The sequence below is a fragment of the Flavobacterium sp. IB48 genome, assembly GCF_016405855.1.
GTDB classification, from domain to species: Bacteria; Bacteroidota; Bacteroidia; order Flavobacteriales; family Flavobacteriaceae; genus Flavobacterium; species Flavobacterium ginsengisoli.
The window spans coordinates 14,435-34,699 of record NZ_JAEFCA010000014.1; the positions used below are offsets into that span (position 1 = coordinate 14,435).

The following is a 20,265-nucleotide window of genomic DNA, read 5'->3' on the forward strand; positions in this document are numbered from 1 at the left end:
TTGAATATTGAATTACAATACCCTTTTCATTCCAAAAAAATCTTCCCTATATTCACTTGGCGTACATTTTTTTATGTACTTAAATGCACGATTGAAATTAGCAAGACTATTAAACCCTGATTTATAAGCTACTTCGGACACACTCATTTCGTTTTCTAAAAGCCATCTTGTTGCATATCCAATTCTGATATCTCTTAAATAATTAACCAATGTTTTTCCTGTTCTTTTTTTAACAAAACGATTGAATGAAGCATTAGACATACAGGCTTCTTTAGAAATATCTTCTAAAGTAATTTTCTCAGAAAAATTTTTCTGAACATAATCATAAATCAATTTCATTTTATCATAATCTTCAAACTTATCGTGATCAACGGTATAAGTAGATAATAATCGCTGATTTCTTGAATTGGCCAAATCATGAAGGATCGACGTGATCTCCAAAAAATAATCCATGCCATCTAATTTAGACAGTTTTATCAATTGCGGCATGAGTTTTCTTGCTGTAGTTTCAGAAAATAAAATACCGTGATTAGAGCGGTTAAACATTTCCTTTATCGGATTCATAATTCGTCTGGAAAGCAAGGAATCAGGAAATAAATCTTTGTGAAACTGAATTGTAATTTCATGAATTTTATCATTTTTACAATTATTCAATTCCCATCCGTGATATAAATTTGGTCCTATCAGCACCAACTCAATATCTTCGATTTCATCAATATTATCTCCTACCACTCTTTTTATTCCTTTTCCGTTCACAATAAAATTAATTTCAAACTCAGGGTGATAATGAACAGGAAAGTCAAAATCATCTTTTACTCTGTCAAAGACCAAAAAGCTGTCTTCGTTTGAAAGTGGCGCTATTTCCCTGTGCAGATTTTTAGTCATAATCATTTAAATTTTATTCGAGCAGTTCAATAATTTTCTCATTATCAAAATTGAACTTATGCTTTATGGCATTTTATACATTTTAGGCAATTTGTTCAGCAATGCCACTTTTTCTTTTCTGGCAAACTGAATAAAATCACTTGCATCAGACATACTTGGCGTTGGTGTGCAATATGTATCGCCACCATTTCCCCAGAAAGTCATAAATGAAAGCTCAACATTATTCTTCGTCATGGCACTGTAGAAATAATTCGAATACAATCCAGAAATTGGGTTATTTTTCCCCGGAGTTACAAAATAGCCAGTTTCTGTAAGTCCAGCAATTTTTGCTCTTTGTTTCGCTAATTTTGAAATAATCTGAAGTTTCGCATTTGCATTATTTGCACCTGCATCGCCTTTATTATCGAAATTTCCGTAATCATCATAACCCAAAACATCGACGTAAGCATCGCCCGGATATCTTGCCAAATAATCGGCTTCAGAAGTAAAACTTGCATCTGGAGAAAAAGCAAAAAGCATATTGGTTACACCTAATTCATCACGTAAATATTCGACTGTAAAACGCCAGTTCTGCACATATTCTGCAGGCGTGCAAAATGATTTCCCCCACCAGAACCAATCACCGTCAAACTCATGAAATGGTCTGAAAATAATTGGAATTAATTTTCCATCAGCACCTTTTAACGATTTGGTTACCTGTGCAATTTTCTTCAGTTTGTTTTTATAATATTCATGATTTGCACCTCCAACCAAAATACTTTTAAAAGCATTTTTCTTTTGTGTATCGGTCATTTCACTTGTATAGAAAGTTTTTCCTTCAAAAGGTTCTCTCATATGCCAGCAAAACATATTAACCATTCCTTTATCATAAGCATTTACAGCAGCCTGTTTAATTAATTTTTCCTGCGCATACCACCAATTATCTTCTTGTCCTGTATTTGGATCATCGGTTATAAACATAAAATCACCACCCGACATTCCCGGATCAAAACCTGTTGTTTTTTTAATATCGGAATCTCCTGCATTATTTTTATAAAAACTCAATAATGCATCATGCTGACCAACCATAAACGACGTTTTTGCCAACATTTTCATATTGTAGAAAAGAGCCACAGTTTCATCTGTCGCATTTTTATTTACCATATAGGTTCTCACGTTTGCAGGAGTTAACTCGATGTCAACAATAGCGTCTGTAATAGTCAATACAGCTTTTGCAGGAGAACCTATTATAACATCGGCATTTTTAGACGAGGCTAAAGTTATTTCTATACTTTCATCACCTTCAACAATTTTGTCTGTCAAAATTTCAATTGGAATTTTAACTGAAGTTGCTTTTGCAGGCACTACAATGGTGTTTGCAATGGTTTTGTAATCTTCTCCATTTTTTGCAGTTCCGCCGAAAGTAAGAGACAATTCTGTGGCTGAAGCAACTGATTTAGATAATTTCACTACAAATTCGCCATCTGTGCTTGGTTCTAAAACAGAAACCTGCGAAGCTGTTATCGTTGCCGTTGCTTTTTCAGTAACAGGTGGTTTTTCATCATCTCCATTGGAGGAGCAATTGTACATTATAAAAATAATGAACAAGAGCAGTATCGATTTTAGATAGTTTTTCATTTTTTTTCGTTTTTGTTTGTTTTACTTTTTCTTTTAAATCTTTATTTTTTAAATGTTTGACTTTCTATTTCTTAGAACCTTTTATCGGTTCCAAAAGAAAATAATCCACATTCATATCTCCGTTTTGACTGGTTAGTTTTAGGAAATTATCGCCCGTTCTTAAGCTCAATGTTCCAGCATCAAAATATTCAAAACCAGTTGTTTTTGGCATCACAATATCCTGCCATGTAGAAGTTGAACCGTTGGACATAAATTCGTTTACAGTCAACGTAATTTTGGTATCGTGTGTAGAGGAATATCTAATTTTCAGTTTGAATTTCTGGTCTTTTGCTACCTGCACTAAAACTTTTACATAATCTTCTTCCAAATCAAAACCGGTAACATAACCTCTACCAGAAAATCCTTTTTCTTTTGAAGCTACTTCAGTTCCGTCAAATTTTCCACCTGATGCTTTTCCATTTTCAGCTTCTATGTGAATGTTGCAAACAGATTCGCCCAAACCTGTACGAGTTGGTTCACTCAATTTGATGTCGCCATTTTTCTCATAATGTAAATAATCGGCCATTGTACATCTCGATTCACTCAATCCGCCTGAAAGCCATGCACTGTGATAAAATGAAAGCCATTTATCTTTATATTTAACGATTGAACCATGATTGGTTCCTGATTGTTGCTCAAACTGCGGAATATAAACTCCTTTATAAGAATATGGCCCTAAAGGTTTATCTGCAACAGCATAATACATAATCTCAGGCCATTGCTTTTTTTGTAGTCCCGGATAAGACAAATAGTATTTCCCTTCGTATTTATGAACCCACGGACCTTCATAAACATTATTTAATTGTGATGTTAATTCTACTTTGGTTTCAGGAACAATTGCTTTTAAATCGTCTGTCAGTTGCGCCCCAAAACAAGAATTTGAAGAACCCCAAAACAAATACGGTTTATTGTCTTCGTCTACAAATAAGGCCGGATCTTGCCCCCATTCAACTCCTTTTATAAAACCAATATCTGTAAAAGGACCTTCTGGACGATCGCTGGTTGCTAAACCCGTTCTAAACATTCCCGTAGCTCTTTCTTTCATACCGTAAACCAAATAATATGTTCCTTTCCAGAGTACTGCATCAATTGCCCAAGCGTGGCTGATTGCCCATGAAACATCATCTACAGACAGTACTCGTCCATGATCTGTCCATGTTTTCAAATCGGTTGTCGAGAAAACATGATAATCAAACATGGTGGCGTGATGATTGGTTCCCGGTACATCATGCGAGGCGTAAATCCATAACGTATTTGGATCGTTTTTCCAGACATGTGCAGAAGGATCTGCTGTGTACAAATGCGGAAATAATGGATTTTGCGCTTTCGCGGAAAATCCAATGCACATCAAAATACTTAACTGCATTAAAAATTTAGACTTCTCAAAAAATAATTTAATCATACTTATTTGTTTCATATCATTCAAAATTCAATGGATAATTATCTGTTCTAAAAGGCACAGCAGGCAATTCTTCTTTATTATAAATATTTCCGTCAGGGCTGTTTCCCCAATTGTATCTCACTGCTGTTGGATTTTTTATGGTTTCATTGTATAAAATCAAAGTATTTCCGTTCTGATATCCTTTTGCCCATTTAAAAACTTTGTCTTCGCCAGCAATTGCAAAACCTTTTACATAACCGTATTGATCTTTTACTTTTAAGCCCGTTCCAACATTTGTAAATTCAACGACAATGGAATCATTGACGGTTTTAAATTCTTTAAAAGTTGGTCCTGAATACACGATTTCGTTATTTCCGTAAATCACTTTCTCGGCAACTAACGCTAATCGTTTCCCTACATCTTGTTTGTTTTTTGGATGAATATCGTTTACATCGCCAATGTCAATTGTAACGGCCATTCCGGTTTTAGGCACTTTTAAAGTCATCTGCTGTGCTTCGCGCAAAGCTGACCATTGATAATCTGCTGGTTGCTTTTTATCTGGCTGAAAGTTGGCAAGCTGTACAAACAAAAAAGGAAAATCCGAATTCCATTTTTTTCTCCAACCTTCAATCAATGCAGGAAATAAAGTCTGATATTGTTTTGCTCTATCTGCATTTGATTCGCCCTGATACCAAATAACACCTTTTAATGCATAAGGAACCAAAGGTGCAATCATCGCATTAAAAATCGTACTTGGTGTATAATTGCACGAAACATAAGCCGGAATTGGATATTCGATTTTTGAATTAAATTTCCATTTTCCATCAATTTTTAAATACGAATCTTCATTTTTCAAAGTAACATTCTGCCCTAATTCGCCAATGTTTCCATTCCAGATTTCCAGAAATTTAATAGCTATCTGATTTTCTCCTTTTTGCAAAACATTTTGAGGAATTATAAACCAGTTTCCATCTAGCATTTCTTCACGATTCTGAATTTCGATTCCGTTTACATAAAGCGTGATTTCTCCATTGGTTTTACCTAAAAATAAAGACGCTTTTTTTTCTACATTAAAAGTTGAATCAATGGTGAATTTCTTTCTAATCCAGACATTATTTCCATAATTATCGGCCAATCCCATTGTTTTCAATTCAAATGGAAATTCTGTTTCTTTCCAATCTCCATCAGCATAATTATTTTGATGAGCACCTTTTCCAAGACCTTGTTTACTTTCTTTAAATGCCTTTAAATTCTTTTCATATTCCGTAAAAGTTTTATGCCAATCCTGACCTGTTTTTAAATCTTCTAAAGGTTTTTTGAATTCAGGAAAAGACTGTAAAGCTTCGGCATTCGTCCAGGATTCTGCCACAGATCCGCCCCATGCGCAAACAATTATCCCAATCGGGATTTTCTTTTTCTGATACAATTCTTTAGCAAAAAAATAAGCCACGCCAGATAAGTTTCCAACCGTTTCAGGAGTTACGGCTTTCCATTGTCCCGAAAGTGTATCGATTGGCTTATTGGCGACATTTAATCCTGCCCTGAAATAATGAATTTCAGGAAAGTCTGCCTTGAGCATTTCATCTTTACTGTTATTTACAGAATAAGTCGTAAACTCCATGTTTGATTGTCCGCTTGCCAGAAAAACATCTCCTACCAAAATATCTTTAAAAACCAATTTATTTGTTCCTTCCAAAGTCATTGTGTAAGGTCCACCTGCAGAAACTGGATCGAGATAAATACGCCACGAACCGTCTTTATTGGTTTGCGCAATTTTTACTTGTTTCTGAAAACGAACCGTCACTTTTTCTCCCGGACTTGCCCAGCCCCAGATTGGTAATTTTACGTCGCGTTGCAATACCATGTCGTCCGCAACAAAACTTGGTGCACTAACCTTACACCAAGCGTTATTGACGAACATTGTAAAACAAACTAAACTTATTATTGCTCTGATAAACATAATTATCGGTTTTCTGTAATTCCTTTAAAATTGTCTGTGCGAAACGGCACTAAAGGCAATCCTTCTTTGTTATAAATATTTCCGTCAGGATTATTGCTCCAGTCGTAACGAATTGCAATTGGTTCTTTTACATCATCACTATATAAAACAATTGTATTTCCTTCCTGATGCCCTTTTGCCCAAACAAACTTTTCATCTTTTCCTGCAATGGCAAAGCCTTTTACATAACCGTAACTGTCTTTCACTTCTAAACCTGAACCCAAATTTGAAAATGTAACTACAACTTTATTTCCTTTAATTTCCATTGATTGATATTTTGGTCCGCTAAAAACAACGTTTTTATTGTACGCCACTTTTAAAGCAGAAAACGCTAATCTTTTTCCAACATCCTGTTTATTTCTTGGGTGAATATCGTCCGGATTTCCAATATCAATTGCCAAAGCCATTCCTGTATTTGGAAGCTCTAACGCTTTGGTTTGTGCTTCTCTTAATTCTGCCCAATCGTAATTTGCTGGCTGTGCTTCGTCGTGCATGAAATTGGCTAACTGAACAAACAGAAACGGAAAATCAGATCCCCATTTTCTTCTCCAGCCTTTTATCATGTCCGGAAATAAAGTTCCGTATTCAAAAGCACGATCTGCATTAGATTCTCCCTGATACCAAATTGCACCTTTGATTGCATAAGGAACTAATGGCAAAATCATGGCATTGTAAAGCGTTGTCGGCACATATTGCGGTTCTCTATTTAATGGATATTTTGGCATATTTTCTGTATCAACAGCAGTTTTGTAAATCCAATTTCCGGCTAATGATTTTGAAGAAGAACCAATTTCCATAAATAAATCTTCAGCGTTACCGTAAATTCCGCCACCGCCACCGGTATCGTTTACACGAATTGTCAATACATTTCTCCCTTCTTTTAAAAGGTTTTTCGGAACGATATACGTTCGTAACGCTTCATGACCTTTGGTTTCTCCAATTTTAATTCCGTTGAAAAACGTAATATCTTCGTCATCAATTTTTGATAAATGAAGTGTCAAACCTTTTGCAATTTCTTCCGCAGATAAATTGATTTCTTTTCGGAACCAAACCACACCGTCATAATTAGGAAGAATATTTGGCTGTTCCCAGTTTCCGGGTAAATTCATTGTCGACCAAGTTGAAACATCAACATCAGTATCTGCCCAAGTTTTTCCGTTTTCCTGATAACCTCTGTCTTGCCCTGAAGTTTTTGTCCAAATCGCTAAATCTTGTTTGTATTTCGAAAGCAATTCGCCAACATCATCTTTGCTTTTTGAAAGGTTTTCTGCTTCAGATGCATATCTTGGAAACTTTTTAACCGATTCTAAATCCGTCCAGGATTCTGCCGGAGTTCCGCCCCAATTCGAACTGATTAATCCAATCGGAACCTGAATTTCTTTTTGAAGATCTCTCCCAAAGAAATACGCCACCGCAGAAAAATTCGGAACCGTTTCCGGACTGCATTCCATCCAGCCGTTGCTTACAACATCTTCTTTTGGATGACTTGCAACTGCTTTTTCCACCATAAATAATCTGATGTTTGGAAAATTGGCATCGGCGATTTCTTTTTTGAAATTGTTTACGGTTGCACTTAATGGCCATTCCATATTTGATTGTCCCGAAGCAATCCAGACATCTCCAATTAAAATATTTTTTAAGCTAATTTTATTTTTTCCTTCAATAGTCATTTCATAAGGGCCTCCAGAAGAAACAGCTTTAAGCTCTAATTTCCATTTTCCGTCTTTTCCGGTTTTTGTCTGATATTTTAAGCCTAAAAAAGTTACCATGACTTTTTCTCCGCTTTCAGCCCAACCCCAAATCGGAATTTTGACATCTCTTTGCAAAACCATATTGTCGCCAACCAATTTTGGAAGTTTTACATTGGCAAAAACTCCGCTTGAAAATGCTGTTATAAACAGTGTCAGGAAGATTAAAATACGTTTCATATTCTATTTGTATTATTCTAAGTTTTATTTCTTTTCCGGATAAAATGTTGGAGGCATATCGTTTACAGCACTTCCCCATTTTTTATTTGGATTTTTACCCATTTTAAATTCTATTGATCCGCCTTCATTTAATGCATTCCAATCCAACCATAAACTCGAAACATTTTTGCCGTTTATTTTCATTTCCTGAATGTAAGGAGTGTCGAATTCTGCATTTTTTCCGTCTATGATGATTTTCTTTCCGTTATCTAAACTGATGGTAGTTTTTTCAAAAAGAGGACCTGTAACGGTAAATCCAGCTTCTCCCGGCAAATACGGATAAAAACCCAATGCAGAGAAGACATACAATGCCGACATCGCTCCAACATCGTCATCACCAGGCATTCCGTTAGGTGAATTTTTGAAAACATCGGTTACTCTACGAACATTATATTGGGCTTTCCAAGGTTTTTGAAGATAATTGTAAACATACATTGCTCCAAAACAAGGTTCATTTCCAACCCAGTAAAAAGGTTTTTCTGGTGCCCAGCCTACTTCGATTTTCGATACAAACTTGTCCAGACGATTTTCTACAAAAGCATTTCCGCCTGCTTTATCGATTAGTTTTTTCATGCTTTGCGGAACGCTCCAGAAATACTGCATGGCATTTCCTTCGTTGTAACCATTCTCGCTCGATTCTCCAAACGGCGTAATGAATTTTCCATCAGAATTTCTTCCCTGAATAAATTTGTTTTCGGGATTTAATAAAGTGAAAACATTTTGAGAACGATTCAGGTAATATTTCTCAGCTTCCAGATCATTTGATGCTTTACAAATTTTAGCAATCGAATAATCGTCAACGCCATATTCTAATGTCATTGAAGCGCCATAACCGTGAAGATCTACCGGAACATAACCTAACTTTTTATATTCTTCGACCGCATACCAACCATGTGATTTTCTGCTTGAATGAAATTCGGTTGAAACTTTTTTCATCATATCTTTAACTGCGATCAAATCAAAATCTTTGGCGCCCATTGCATACATATTGGCAATAAACGGGAAAGGCGAATAACCATTCATAACACCATATTCCTGATTGTTCATGCTCCAGTTTGGAAAAGAACCTCCTTGCTGTGCGTCTAATAATAAAGACTGAATCATGTCGGAAGATTCTTTTTGAGCAATCATCGCCTGCAAATGCGCTGTCGTCCTGTAAGTATCCCAAAGTGAAAAGTTTACATATTTGTTACGGCCTTTTTCGATGGTATGAATTTTATCATCAAAACCAATATATTCTCCGTTGACGTCTTCGAAAACATTTGGCTGTAATAAATTGCGTGAAACTGAAGTATAAAAAACTATTTTTTCATCTTCGTTTTTTCCTTCTACCTGAATTTTATTCAAGTACTTTTCCCAGTCGCCACGAACTTTTTGGTAAGTATTTTCAAAACTCCAATTCGGAATTTCTGCATTTAGATTCTGAATGGCATTTTCTACGCTAACGAAAGAAATAGCAGTTCTTATTTTAACTTTCGTTTTTCCTTGAAGATTAAAAGTTACATAAGATGCAATAGCACTTCCTGAAATATTCTCGCTTCCTTTTGTTTTATTTTCGGCTCTCCAATTTCCAACTTCTTTAAAAGGAGTATCAAATTCGGCTACAAAATAAACTCGATAAGGTCGGTCGTTTGGATCGCGCCAGCAGAAACCTCCAGTTGACATAAAACCGCTTATTCTACTTTTTTTAGAATCTATTTTCAGTTCACCGGCAGAAATTCCGTTTGCGTTATTTGTTGGGGCAAAAACGATGGATGCTTCTTTATTTTCAGGAAAATCTATTTCTCCAATTGAGGCTCTTTGTGTTGTTGTAAATTTTACATCAGTTTGATAAGTATCCAGTTTCACTGAATAAAAACCCGGTTTTGCTACTTCATTTTGATGCGAAAATTTACTTTTATAAGCTCCTTTATTATAAACTGGCGAAACATTCAAGTCGCCAACAACAGGTAAAAAAGGCAAATCCTGCATAGCATGACAGCCTACTCCAGAGAAATGCGTCATTCCAAAACCGTAAATTTCATCTTGCGTATAGCGATATCCTGAACGCGAAGTTTCGTAGTTTTCAAATACATTATTCGGACTAATCGAAATCATTCCAAAAGGCGCCTGGGCTCCCGGATAAAGATTTCCCCATTCGCCAGTTCCTATAAAATTATTCACATAATCTACAGGCGCTTTTTTTTGGGCGAAAGCCAAACTTCCAGCCAAAAACAATGCGGTTAATATGAAGGTTTTTTGTTTTATTATTTTCATTTTATCCCTTAAAAAATTATACTATTCTAAAGCTGTATTTTCTAAAATTTAGTTGTTCTTTAAAACTTGAACTTCCCAAAGAGAAGCATTTCTGTCTTCCGAATTGTTTACGGTAACTTTTACATATCTTGCTTTAGCTTGTTTTTGCTGTAACATTTCTTTAAATCCCTGAACAGCTTCTTGACTTTTATCTGCATAAGGTTGCCAATTTTGATAATCTGTCGAAGTTTCGATTTTGAAAGTGACATATTTATCAGGATATTCGAAACAGACACGAACAGCGTCAAAAGAAAATTCTTTACCTAAATCTATAGTAATATCACTTGGTGCGCCACCTGTTGTCCAGCGTGTATCATTTTTACCATCAACCGCTTTACTTGCTTCGAAACCTGCGTTTTGACTGCTTGAAAAAGCATTTTTATTTAAAGCCAGATTGGTGTATTTTCCTTTTTTATTTAAGGCTTGAGCTAAATCATCAACATAAGAAATCAAGTTGATTTTTCCGTTTTTAAACTCAACTTCAGAAACCGCTGGAAAACGGTAATCACAAGTTGGTCCTTTTACCAAATCTTGCCTATGGTAAAACATAAAAGAACGTCCATCAATTTCAGTAATTGAATGATGGCCCGGACCAGAAATACCGGCATTTAAATCTGTTTTTAAAATCGGGCTATTTGAAGCTTCTTCATAAGGACCATCGATATTTTTTGATACCGCATAACGCACTTTATAACTGGTTTCCCAACAGCGCCCGCCAGCCCACATGCAATAGTAAAATCCATCTTTATAGACTAAATAAGGTCCTTCTGTATAATCAAAAAGATTTCCTTTTATATAAATTTTCTTTTCTATTTTGGTTAAATAGGTTGGCGATTTTACATCATTATCCATTAAAAACAATTCGCGTCCTGCAGAAATCACATAGATTTTTCCGGAAACCGGATCACGAAAAGGTTCGATATCAAAACCTCCTAAATGTGCTTCTTTTTTGAAAGGTCCTGTTGGAGAATCTCCAGAATACACATATCCTGAATAATCTACAGAAGATTGGCAATACAAATAATATTTTCCGTTATCTCCCTGAATTACAGCCGGAGCCCAAACGGTTTCGTGTGGCATTCCTGCAATGGTTTGCACATCCCAATCTGCAAAATTTTTTGTTGTCCAGACTAATTGTTCCCCGTCATTGCCGCTGTAATATCCATCAGTCGTGGAATACATATAATAAGTGTCTCCGAATTTTTTAATACTTGGATCTGCAAAATACCCTGGAACTACAGGATTTTGAGCCAACATCGAAATGGAGAAAAAACTAAAAAGGACTATTAACTTATTCATATTTACTTCTTTTGATATACTTTTTCTTTTGTCAAATCTTCCTGAAAAAGCACTTTTTGACTTTTATAAAATGTTTTAAAATTATTCTCGCTCACCTGACCCGGATATGGAACAAAATAATGATCTGGACGGCCGTTTCTCCAAAGCATAACATAAGACATATCAGCATTTTCAAGAATTGGTTGTAGCACTTCTGTCCACCAATTTGGGTTTGGAATTTGCTCTAAACCAACTTCTGTAAAGGCTATTAATTTGTCATGCTCTGCACCTATTTCTTTTAAGGTCAAAACCATTTTTTTTATTCTGTTTCTAAAATCTTCATCCGTTTTTGGAGCATCTGTCTGATAAGCGTCAAATCCTAAAATGTCAACATATTGATCGCCCGGATATCTTTCCAGATAATATTCTTTGTTTGGAAATTCTGTTGTAGAATAAGCATATAAAACATTTTCTACTCCTTTGCTTTTTAAATAATCAACTGTTAATTGCCAGAATTTTATATAATCCTGAGCTGAAGTCTGCGGACTTCCCCACCAAAACCAATTTCCGGTTTGTTCATGTAATGGTCTAAAAATTACCGGAATTGCATTTCCGTTCTCGTCTTTCAAACTATTAAAGAAAGTAGCCACTTTATCTAAATCTTTATGATAAGCCGACATCAATTTTGGTTCTTTTAAAAGATGTTTTATAGTAGATGTTGTATCCCAAGCTGATTTTCCGTTGTACGGATTTACTTCGTGCCAGCTAAAAGTATTTAAACCTCCTTTTTTATAAACTTCTTTCACATATTCTTTCATTTTTTCAAAAGGAACTCCGTCAATATTCACAGAATCGCCTAATTCTAAGTGTCCTAATTCCCAACCATAAACTGCCGGATAATCGCCTGTAACTCTTTTTACATCTGAATTGCCCGGTTCATACGACCAGCCGATTCCGTAAGCCAAATCATCTTGATGCCCGAACAAAATTCCTTTTTTGGTTAAGGTTTTTAAATTTTGTAAAACCACTTCTTTTGATGGTTTTTCATGTTGTGTTTTGTTTACTTTATTTGTGCTGCAGGAAACTGTCAGTATCAAAAAAACAACACTCAATAAAGTATTTAAATTTCTCATTTATTTTAAAAATTGAAAAATGACAAAGAAGAAAGCTCAGGAAAGTTTCTTCTTTGTCGGGTAAAAATTACTACTTAACTATTATCTTAATCCAACTTTGTCAACAATCACATAACCAAATTTTCCTTGGATTGCAAAATCATTAATTTCGGTTGCTGAACTCAATGCTGGCAAACTTGATAACGGAATTGCAACATCTGTCCAGGCACCAATTTTCACCTGAACTGTTGTGATTCCCCAATTACCATTAATCATAATTCCTAATTGCTGATTGTTTTCCAAGCCCTCACCTCCATAAACAGAGAATACAAATTCTGTCATTCCAGCTGTAGAAATACTTCCTCCTCCAAAACGAAGCCCATCCCAATCCTGCCAGTCTTTTTTCATCGCTTTTGTACCTTCTCTAACTTCTGCTGTATAAGCCGGATTTACATTTCCTCCCCAGCTCCAGTTTCCGAATCCATTTCTGTAATCATCATCAAAAATTACTCTAGTTAATGGAATATCGGTTAAACCTTCAATTTGAATTTCAGTATTGGTTTCAATTAAGAAATCATTGATTGTTTTTAATTTGATTGTTCCGTTAAATGAACCTTGAGGCACTTTCAAAACAATTTTTGTTGCTGTATGGGTTGAAAAAGCCGTTATTGGATTTGCTGCACCCGGAATAATTACTTCTTTTACCAAATCCAAATCGGTTCCTGTAAGCGTCCAGTCAGCATCAATAGCTACTGGTTTAGGAGCTGCATTTGTAATAATCGGCAGAATAATTTTTACAGGCATTGGAGTTTCTACCACAACTCCCGAATAAGCTGTTAAAGCTATTTTTCCGTCAGTTGCCGTATTTGGCACTTTTACCACAATTTTTGTTGCTGTCTGGCTTTCAAAAGCCGCACTTTCTGTACTATTTGGAAATTTAATTGTTTTTACTAAATCCAAATCTTCTCCATTAATAGTCAACAAATCACTATGTTTTACGCTTGCAGGTTCAAGAGAAGATACTTTTGGCAAATCGATGATGATATCACTTTCAGATTGAAAAGTGTAAGGTTCTGTTCCGCCTCCAATAATTAAAAGCTGTCCAGTTTTAGCATCTAAAGGAACTTTAACAACTAATTGTTTTAATGAAGCGCTTACAAATTCTTTTACTTCAATTCCGTCAGCAAATACTACAGAAGTTACCCAATTTAGATAATCTCCCGTAATGGTAATATTCTCTCCCGGTTTTGCTTCAGGTGTAATGCTCGCGATCATAAAAGGAACATCAAAACTTAAAACTGTTTTTGAGGTTATTTCTCCTCCATCATAAACTAAAGTTACTTTTCCTTCAGTAGCTTCTTCAGGTATAATCAATTCAATTTTTTCTGAAGTTTGCGACACAAAATCATCGCTAGAAACCTCAACACCTGGAAGCATTATAGAGGTAACACGATCAAGATTATGACCTATAAAAGATATTTTCTCGCCATGTTTTTGTCCCGAAGGACCAAAACTTAAAAGCTCAACAACATCATTGCTGCTGTCTGCATCGTCATTGCTACACGAAACAGTTACTCCAATGATTATGAAAAACATAATCAGGAAGTAAAACGGGTTATTATTTATATTTTTTTTCATTTTGGTTTAGGTTTTATATAAAATGAATTATTTTAAAGTTTTTGGTACAACTCTAAAGTTATCTACAGAAATATCTGCATCAAGCGCTCCGTCACCATGAACGATTAAACGAGAAAAATATCCAGCTGCACTTGGCTCGTGACCAGGTCCTAATAGTACTTTTTCTAAAGGCACAACAATTGTTTCCCATTCTCCTTCTGTATCATATGGAGGACTCCATAAATAAACGCCACCACTCCAATAGTAATCATCAAAATCTGACGCTTTGTCTAATAAAACCTGAAATTTCAGCGCGTTTGCGTTATATGGTTTTAATGTATTTATTTCAAATTTGAAATTGTATTTTTCAGGATGTGTTAAGGCGTCATCCGGTACATTTCTGCTTTCTGCACCAAAGACATCTGGGCCACCGCTGAAAAATGCGGTATAATCCCAGCTTCCAATATTTTTCTTCACTCTGATATAGTTTCCATTGATTGCTTCAGGATCTCCAGCTCCAGGAGATGTCACTATAAAATCAGATCCTGCTTCACCACTCACAAAAATATTTCGGTTATCCCTAAACCAGAAATCAGATTTAGTTTCTCCAAAATTTGTTTTGATTGTAATAGGTCCCGGCTGAGCACCTTCTGGAACAACAATATTCAAAATCTGATCATTTTCAATGCTGGAAATTGTCGCTTGTGCACCTCCTGTAAAAGTTACTGTCATTGGTTCGTAAAAGAAATCTCCCTGAATTGTTGCTATTTTACCAGTAGCCACATATTCACTTTTCATTGCTTTCATGAAAGGCTTTCCGATTTTTACTTTAAAATCATAAGTGTAAACGCCTCCTGAACCGTCAACTAATCGAATTTGATTGTTTATCTCTGTCGGAATTTTTCCCGGAACATTGGTAAGTATTGAAGTTTTGGTTACATATACTGGCGATATAAATGCTTTAAGATTATTAAACCAAACTTCTTTTGTGTTTTGAAGATTATCTCCAATAAGCGCTAAAAGCTGTCCCTGACCTGCTTCGACCAATAATGAATCTGAAGAAGCAGGATCTGTGACTCTCACATAACTAATGTAAGGACTTCTGCTGACAGCTTCTTCAGATGAGCAAGAAACCACAGTTATTCCCAGAACAACTAATAAGGCTGTTGTTATTTTATATAAAGTTTTCATAATGTCTTTTTTAAGATTACTGTTTACCTGCATAATAATCTACAGGCGTTTTACCCAAATTAGGAGCCTGACTCATCTCTGTAGCGGGAATCGGGATTAAAAAGTTTCCGTCATTTGCTGCATAACTTCTAACCGTTACCCAAGATGTTTTGGTAAAAGTCCAAGATGTAGGATTTGGAATTCTATCTGGAACAATTGCAAAAGCAGCTCTATCCTGATTACTGATAATATCATATGCTTTTTGAGGATTATAGTAATGCAGACGAACTAAATCGTACCATGCCATAGCTTCTACAGAAAACTCAATCATTCTTTCGTCAAAAATTCTATCAAAAGTCAATGGTCCCTGAATTGCATTTAAACCAGCTCTTGTATGTACTGCATTGAAGTATTGTATTGCTTTTGTATCTGTGGTCGAACTATTATTTCCAACTGCAGCTTCGGCGTAAGCCAAATAAATTTCTGCCAAACGCAGCATATACGTATTGATTTCATAAGTATGGAATCCTGCTAAACCTCCGTTATCTTTAGCTTTACCAACGACATATTTTTTTGTTGAAGCATAACTAATCTCTGCACCTTGACTATAAGGAAAGCGAAGTTCTTGATCTGTTCCATTTTCTAATGTCTGTGTGATTTCAGGGTAATGTGCACCAGGAAGCATAAAGGTTGCTTTCAATCGCTGATCGAGTGTTTTACCTTCCATCATATTGGGACTTCCTGCAACAGGATTAATTCCTTCATATTTACTTAAAATCCACCAAGTTGCGCTAAAATCTCCTCCCCATCCGTCACCATTAGCTATTGATGGGCTAAACGCTAAAGAAGAAGGTGCAGTATTTGTTGTTGAGCTGTAAGTTCCTGTATAAAGCCATTGAAGTGAAAATAACGATTCTGCATTGTTTTCATTTTTGGTCAAGAATAAATCAGCATAGTTTGGCTGTAATTTAGCACCACTGCTAGTTATAACTCGTTCTGCATAATATTTTGTAGAATCTAGATAAACCTGATTTCTATTTCCCTCAGTTCTTCCAACACCAGCTCTTGTCAAGTAAGTTCTTGCCAACATTCCTTCAGCGGCCCATTTTGTAATTCTGCCTGTTTGTAAAGGAGTTTCTTTAAGATCTTGAGCGGCTGCACGGTAATCTTTGGTAATAAATTTCCAAACACTTTCTGGCGTATTGCGTACTGTTGTCGTATCTCCAACCAATGTAAAATTGTTTGTAATAATTGGCACCGCACCATAATTCATTGTTAATAAACTGTATGCTGTTGCTCTCATAAATCTGGCTTCTGCAATAGTTTGTTTTTTAACTTCTGGATTAACATTAGGCCCAGCATATTTATTTACGTTTATAATATAAGTATTACACTGTCCGATTGTATTGAATAAAGATTTCCAAACATCATAGTTCATCTGTGAGTTCGGAGTTGTATTGAACTGCACCATGTCTGGATAATTGTAAACCGACATCATTGTTCCTCCTCTAAAATCTCCAACACTAAATGAAGCTTTATCATTATATAAAAACCATACTTTATTGTATAATAATGCAGAACCTGCTAAAACTTGTTCGTCTGTTTTATAAAACTCCGCATCTACAGGAACGTCCTGAGGCGGTCTTTCTAAAAATTCTTCAGAACAGCTTGTGAAAAGCAATAAAAACAGACTGGATACTGTAAAAATTTTGAATGTTATATTTTTCATCACGCTATTTTTAAAAGTTAATTCCTAAATTAAATGTGTACATTGGTGTTAATGGATAACGTCCATAATCAAATCCGATAGGCTGAGAACCAGCATTTGAACCACTTCCTACATAAGAACCTACCTCAGGATCATATCCGGTATATTTGGTAAAAGTTGCAATGTTTTGAACCCCTAAACCAAGTCTGAAACCGCTTACACCTGGTATGCCTTTTAAGATTTCTTTATCAAATTCATAGTTCAATGAGATATTTTTTATTCTTAAATAAGAACCGTCTTCTACCCATTTACTAGTGTGTCTGTCATAGTTTCCGTTTCTTGAATTCGAAACTCTTGCAACATCCGTATTAGGATTTTCTAGATAAGGATTTCCATTTGCATCTTCTGCAACTCTTGCATAATCTAAGGCGTGAACTAATAAATTACTTCCCACACTTACGTTTACAGGATTTGAGTTGACACGTTTTGTATAATTGTAAATATCATTTCCGTAAGAACCCGTTAATAAAATTCCTAAAGTGAATCCTTTGTAAGTAAATGTATTGGTCATACCTCCAAATAATTTCGGATATGGATTACCTATAAAAGTTTGATCCTTTTCGTCGATAATTCCGTCTGGAACACCGTTTGGCCCGCTGATGTCTTTGTATTTAACATCTCCAACCCAAACACCTCCCTGATCTTTATTTACAGGAAGTTTGTTTCCTTGATTATCAACCGGCAAAGCACTGTTATTGATTTCATCAAGTGATTGAAATAATCCTTCTTCAACATAACCGTAAAACTGCCAAGGCGTTTGTCCGACAACAGAGCGCTGAGTCCATTCTTGGAAATAACGGGAGTAACGATCTAAAATAGCCGACTGAGTGTAGAATTTTTTAATTTTTGTATTAAAGTGCGAAACGTTTACATTAGTTGTCCAAGAGAAATCTGCTGTTTTAATATTTACTGTATTAACCGCAATACTCCATCCTTTGTTTTGTAAAGCTCCTACGTTTACTGTAGGCGGCGCCATTCCTCCTTCTCCGTCAACACCATAGTAAAGCGGTAAAGGAAGATCCATAATCAAGTTATCTGTTTCTTTTACATAAAAATCTCCTTCAACTGTAATTCTGTTGTTGAATAATCCAAGATTAAAACCAATGTTATTCGTTGTAGTTTCCTCCCATTTCAAATCAGAGTTTGCATATTTACTTGGCAAGAAACCTGTTCCCCATTGTGTTGGGCTACCGTCTAATCTTCCGTAGATTACACCTCCAGGACCGTTACTTCCTGTAACTCCAGATTCAAATCTTAACTTTAAATCACTGATTGGTTTTACATTAAAAAAAGGTTCTTCTGAAATTCTCCACGCTGCAGAAGCAGATGGGAAGTATCCCCATTTATTATCTGGACCAAAGTTTGAAGATCCATCGGCTCTTAGCGTAGCATTAATAAAATACCTGTTTTTATAATTGTAACCTGCACTTGCAAGGAAAGATTCTAAAGCCCAATCATTTTTACCCCCTGATGCAATAGAAGTAGACTGATCTCCAACATTTAAATCAGGAATATCAACTGGAAAGTTTTCTCTATAACCTGTTAACTGTTTCCAAGCTCCACTTTGCGCTTCGTGTCCTAAAATTGCTGTTACAGTATGATCTCCAAATTTTTTATCATAATTAAGGAATTGATCAAATTTCCAGTATGTGTTTCTATTTTCAACATTTGTAAGCTGTGTATTGATTCTTTCGTTAACTCCAAATTTATATTTTGGCAGAAAGTACATTCCGCTTCCGTATTCAATATTTGTATTAAAGGATGTTTTGAAAACTAATCCGTCTATAATGTCAATTTTCAAATTTAATCCTCCTAAAAACTGTCTGGTTAAAACTTCATTTTTATTTAAATTAGCCATCGCTATCGGATTCGGAACACTATATCTTTCTGGAGAATCCGGATCTGTGCTTCCTCCACCATAAGTTCCGTCAAAGTTTTTTACTGGAATATTCGGGCTCAATTTTGTTGCATTTAAAATAACCGATTCAGAAGTTGCTGCAGCGACATTTTCTGTCTGGTTGATATTGAAATTTGCTCCAATTGTCAGCCAGTCGTTTGCTTTGTTATCTAAGTTCATACGAACAGAATAACGATCAAAATTAGACCCTTGAGAAATACCCTGCTGATTAAAGTATTCTCCTGATAAATAATACGTTGTATTTTCACTTCCTCCGCTTAAACGTAATTGATGTTTAGTCATTGGAGCTAAACGATATAATTCTTTTTGCCAATCTGTTCCCTCTCCCAAAATAGAAGGATCCATAAATTCTGGAGGAATTACCCCGCCTGTCAATTTTTGGTATTCTCCTCTCAGCTGCGCATATTGTCTTAAATTCATGACATCAATTTTCTGAGGTGGTGTTTGAAGTGAATAGGTATAATCATAATCAATTCTTACTTTTCCTGCTTTACCTCTTTTGGTGGTAATTACAATTACACCGTTTGTACCTCTTGAACCGTACAATGAAGTTGCAGATGGCCCCTGAAGAATATTCATAGTTTCAATGTCAGCCGGGTTAAGACCCGCTAATGGGCTTGAAGAACTTAATAATCCACTTCCAATTTCTTGAACAGTAATCTGCACTCCATCAATAACATACAAAGGCTGATTTGTTCCATTTAGAGAGTTAACCCCACGAATATTAACAGACAAACCTCCTCCTGGTTCACCCGAATTCTGAGTTACGTAAACACCCGCAGCTCTTCCCTGAATGGCTTGTTCTACAGTTGTATTTACAGTCTCTTTTATAGCTTTTGCATCAATAGTTGCTTGCGCGCTGGTTAAATCTGTCTTCTTGACTTTTGTATAACCTGTTACCACAATTTCCTGAAGCGATTCTGATTCAGAAGATAATGCCACATTTAATGTTGCTAAAGTTCCTGAGTTTATCTTTTTTGTTTTATATCCAATGAAAGAGAATAATAGATTTGTTGATTTCGGTACCGAAATGGTATAAGCTCCGTTAAAATCTGTCATTGTAGTTTGTCCTCCGCCTTCCGATCGAATATTTACCCCAGGAAGCGGGTCTCCGGAATGCTCATCAGTTACTTTACCGGTAATTTGCTGTTGTGCAAAAGCAACCGGTATAAGAAAAAGCCAAAAAAGGCCGGTAATTAAAAGGTTTTTCATAAGGTTT

At 35.7% G+C, this 20,265-nt stretch carries 12 protein-coding genes; all 12 read right to left on the minus strand.

Annotation, left to right across the window (positions count from 1 at the left end; all coding sequences use genetic code 11):
* Positions 1-12: 12 nt before the first annotated feature.
* The 12 genes from JC605_RS23285 to JC605_RS23340 all read right to left on the minus strand — a co-directional run bounded on the left by JC605_RS23285 (position 13) and on the right by JC605_RS23340 (position 20,258).
* Positions 13-885: an AraC family transcriptional regulator gene (locus JC605_RS23285; protein ID WP_370569089.1), complete on the minus strand. Its 873-nt coding sequence runs from the start codon at positions 883-885 to the stop codon at positions 13-15.
* Positions 886-948: 63 nt separating this feature from the next.
* Positions 949-2,502 (minus strand): glycosyl hydrolase, encoded by a 1,554-nt coding sequence (locus JC605_RS23290; protein ID WP_198858475.1) that lies wholly within the window; start codon positions 2,500-2,502, stop codon positions 949-951.
* Between the two features lie 64 nt (positions 2,503-2,566).
* On the minus strand, positions 2,567-3,958 hold the full coding sequence (locus tag JC605_RS23295; RefSeq protein WP_233074222.1) for a family 43 glycosylhydrolase: 1,392 nt from the start codon (positions 3,956-3,958) through the stop codon (positions 2,567-2,569).
* 1 nt (position 3,959) lies between these two features.
* The gene (locus tag JC605_RS23300; RefSeq protein WP_198858477.1) at positions 3,960-5,882 is read right to left on the minus strand and encodes a sialate O-acetylesterase; all 1,923 of its coding nucleotides are present in this window, start codon (positions 5,880-5,882) and stop codon (positions 3,960-3,962) included.
* 2 nt (positions 5,883-5,884) lie between these two features.
* The gene (locus tag JC605_RS23305) at positions 5,885-7,849 is read right to left on the minus strand and encodes a sialate O-acetylesterase (RefSeq protein ID WP_198858478.1); all 1,965 of its coding nucleotides are present in this window, start codon (positions 7,847-7,849) and stop codon (positions 5,885-5,887) included.
* Positions 7,850-7,873: 24 nt separating this feature from the next.
* The gene (locus JC605_RS23310; protein WP_198858479.1) at positions 7,874-10,144 is read right to left on the minus strand and encodes a GH92 family glycosyl hydrolase; all 2,271 of its coding nucleotides are present in this window, start codon (positions 10,142-10,144) and stop codon (positions 7,874-7,876) included.
* Positions 10,145-10,192: 48 nt separating this feature from the next.
* Positions 10,193-11,482 (minus strand): family 43 glycosylhydrolase, encoded by a 1,290-nt coding sequence (locus tag JC605_RS23315; protein WP_198858480.1) that lies wholly within the window; start codon positions 11,480-11,482, stop codon positions 10,193-10,195.
* A 2-nt stretch (positions 11,483-11,484) separates the two neighbouring features.
* The gene (locus JC605_RS23320) at positions 11,485-12,594 is read right to left on the minus strand and encodes a glycoside hydrolase family 26 protein (protein ID WP_198858481.1); all 1,110 of its coding nucleotides are present in this window, start codon (positions 12,592-12,594) and stop codon (positions 11,485-11,487) included.
* Positions 12,595-12,675: 81 nt separating this feature from the next.
* Positions 12,676-14,211: a hypothetical protein gene (locus JC605_RS23325; protein WP_198858482.1), complete on the minus strand. Its 1,536-nt coding sequence runs from the start codon at positions 14,209-14,211 to the stop codon at positions 12,676-12,678.
* Positions 14,212-14,238: 27 nt separating this feature from the next.
* Complete coding sequence (locus JC605_RS23330; RefSeq protein ID WP_198858483.1) at positions 14,239-15,381, minus strand: glycan-binding surface protein; 1,143 nt, start codon at positions 15,379-15,381, stop codon at positions 14,239-14,241.
* A gap of 16 nt (positions 15,382-15,397) precedes the next feature.
* Positions 15,398-17,089, minus strand: a complete 1,692-nt coding sequence (locus JC605_RS23335) for a RagB/SusD family nutrient uptake outer membrane protein (protein ID WP_198858484.1) — start codon at positions 17,087-17,089, stop codon at positions 15,398-15,400.
* Positions 17,090-17,099: 10 nt separating this feature from the next.
* Positions 17,100-20,258: a TonB-dependent receptor gene (locus JC605_RS23340; protein WP_198858485.1), complete on the minus strand. Its 3,159-nt coding sequence runs from the start codon at positions 20,256-20,258 to the stop codon at positions 17,100-17,102.
* Positions 20,259-20,265: the final 7 nt, after the last annotated feature.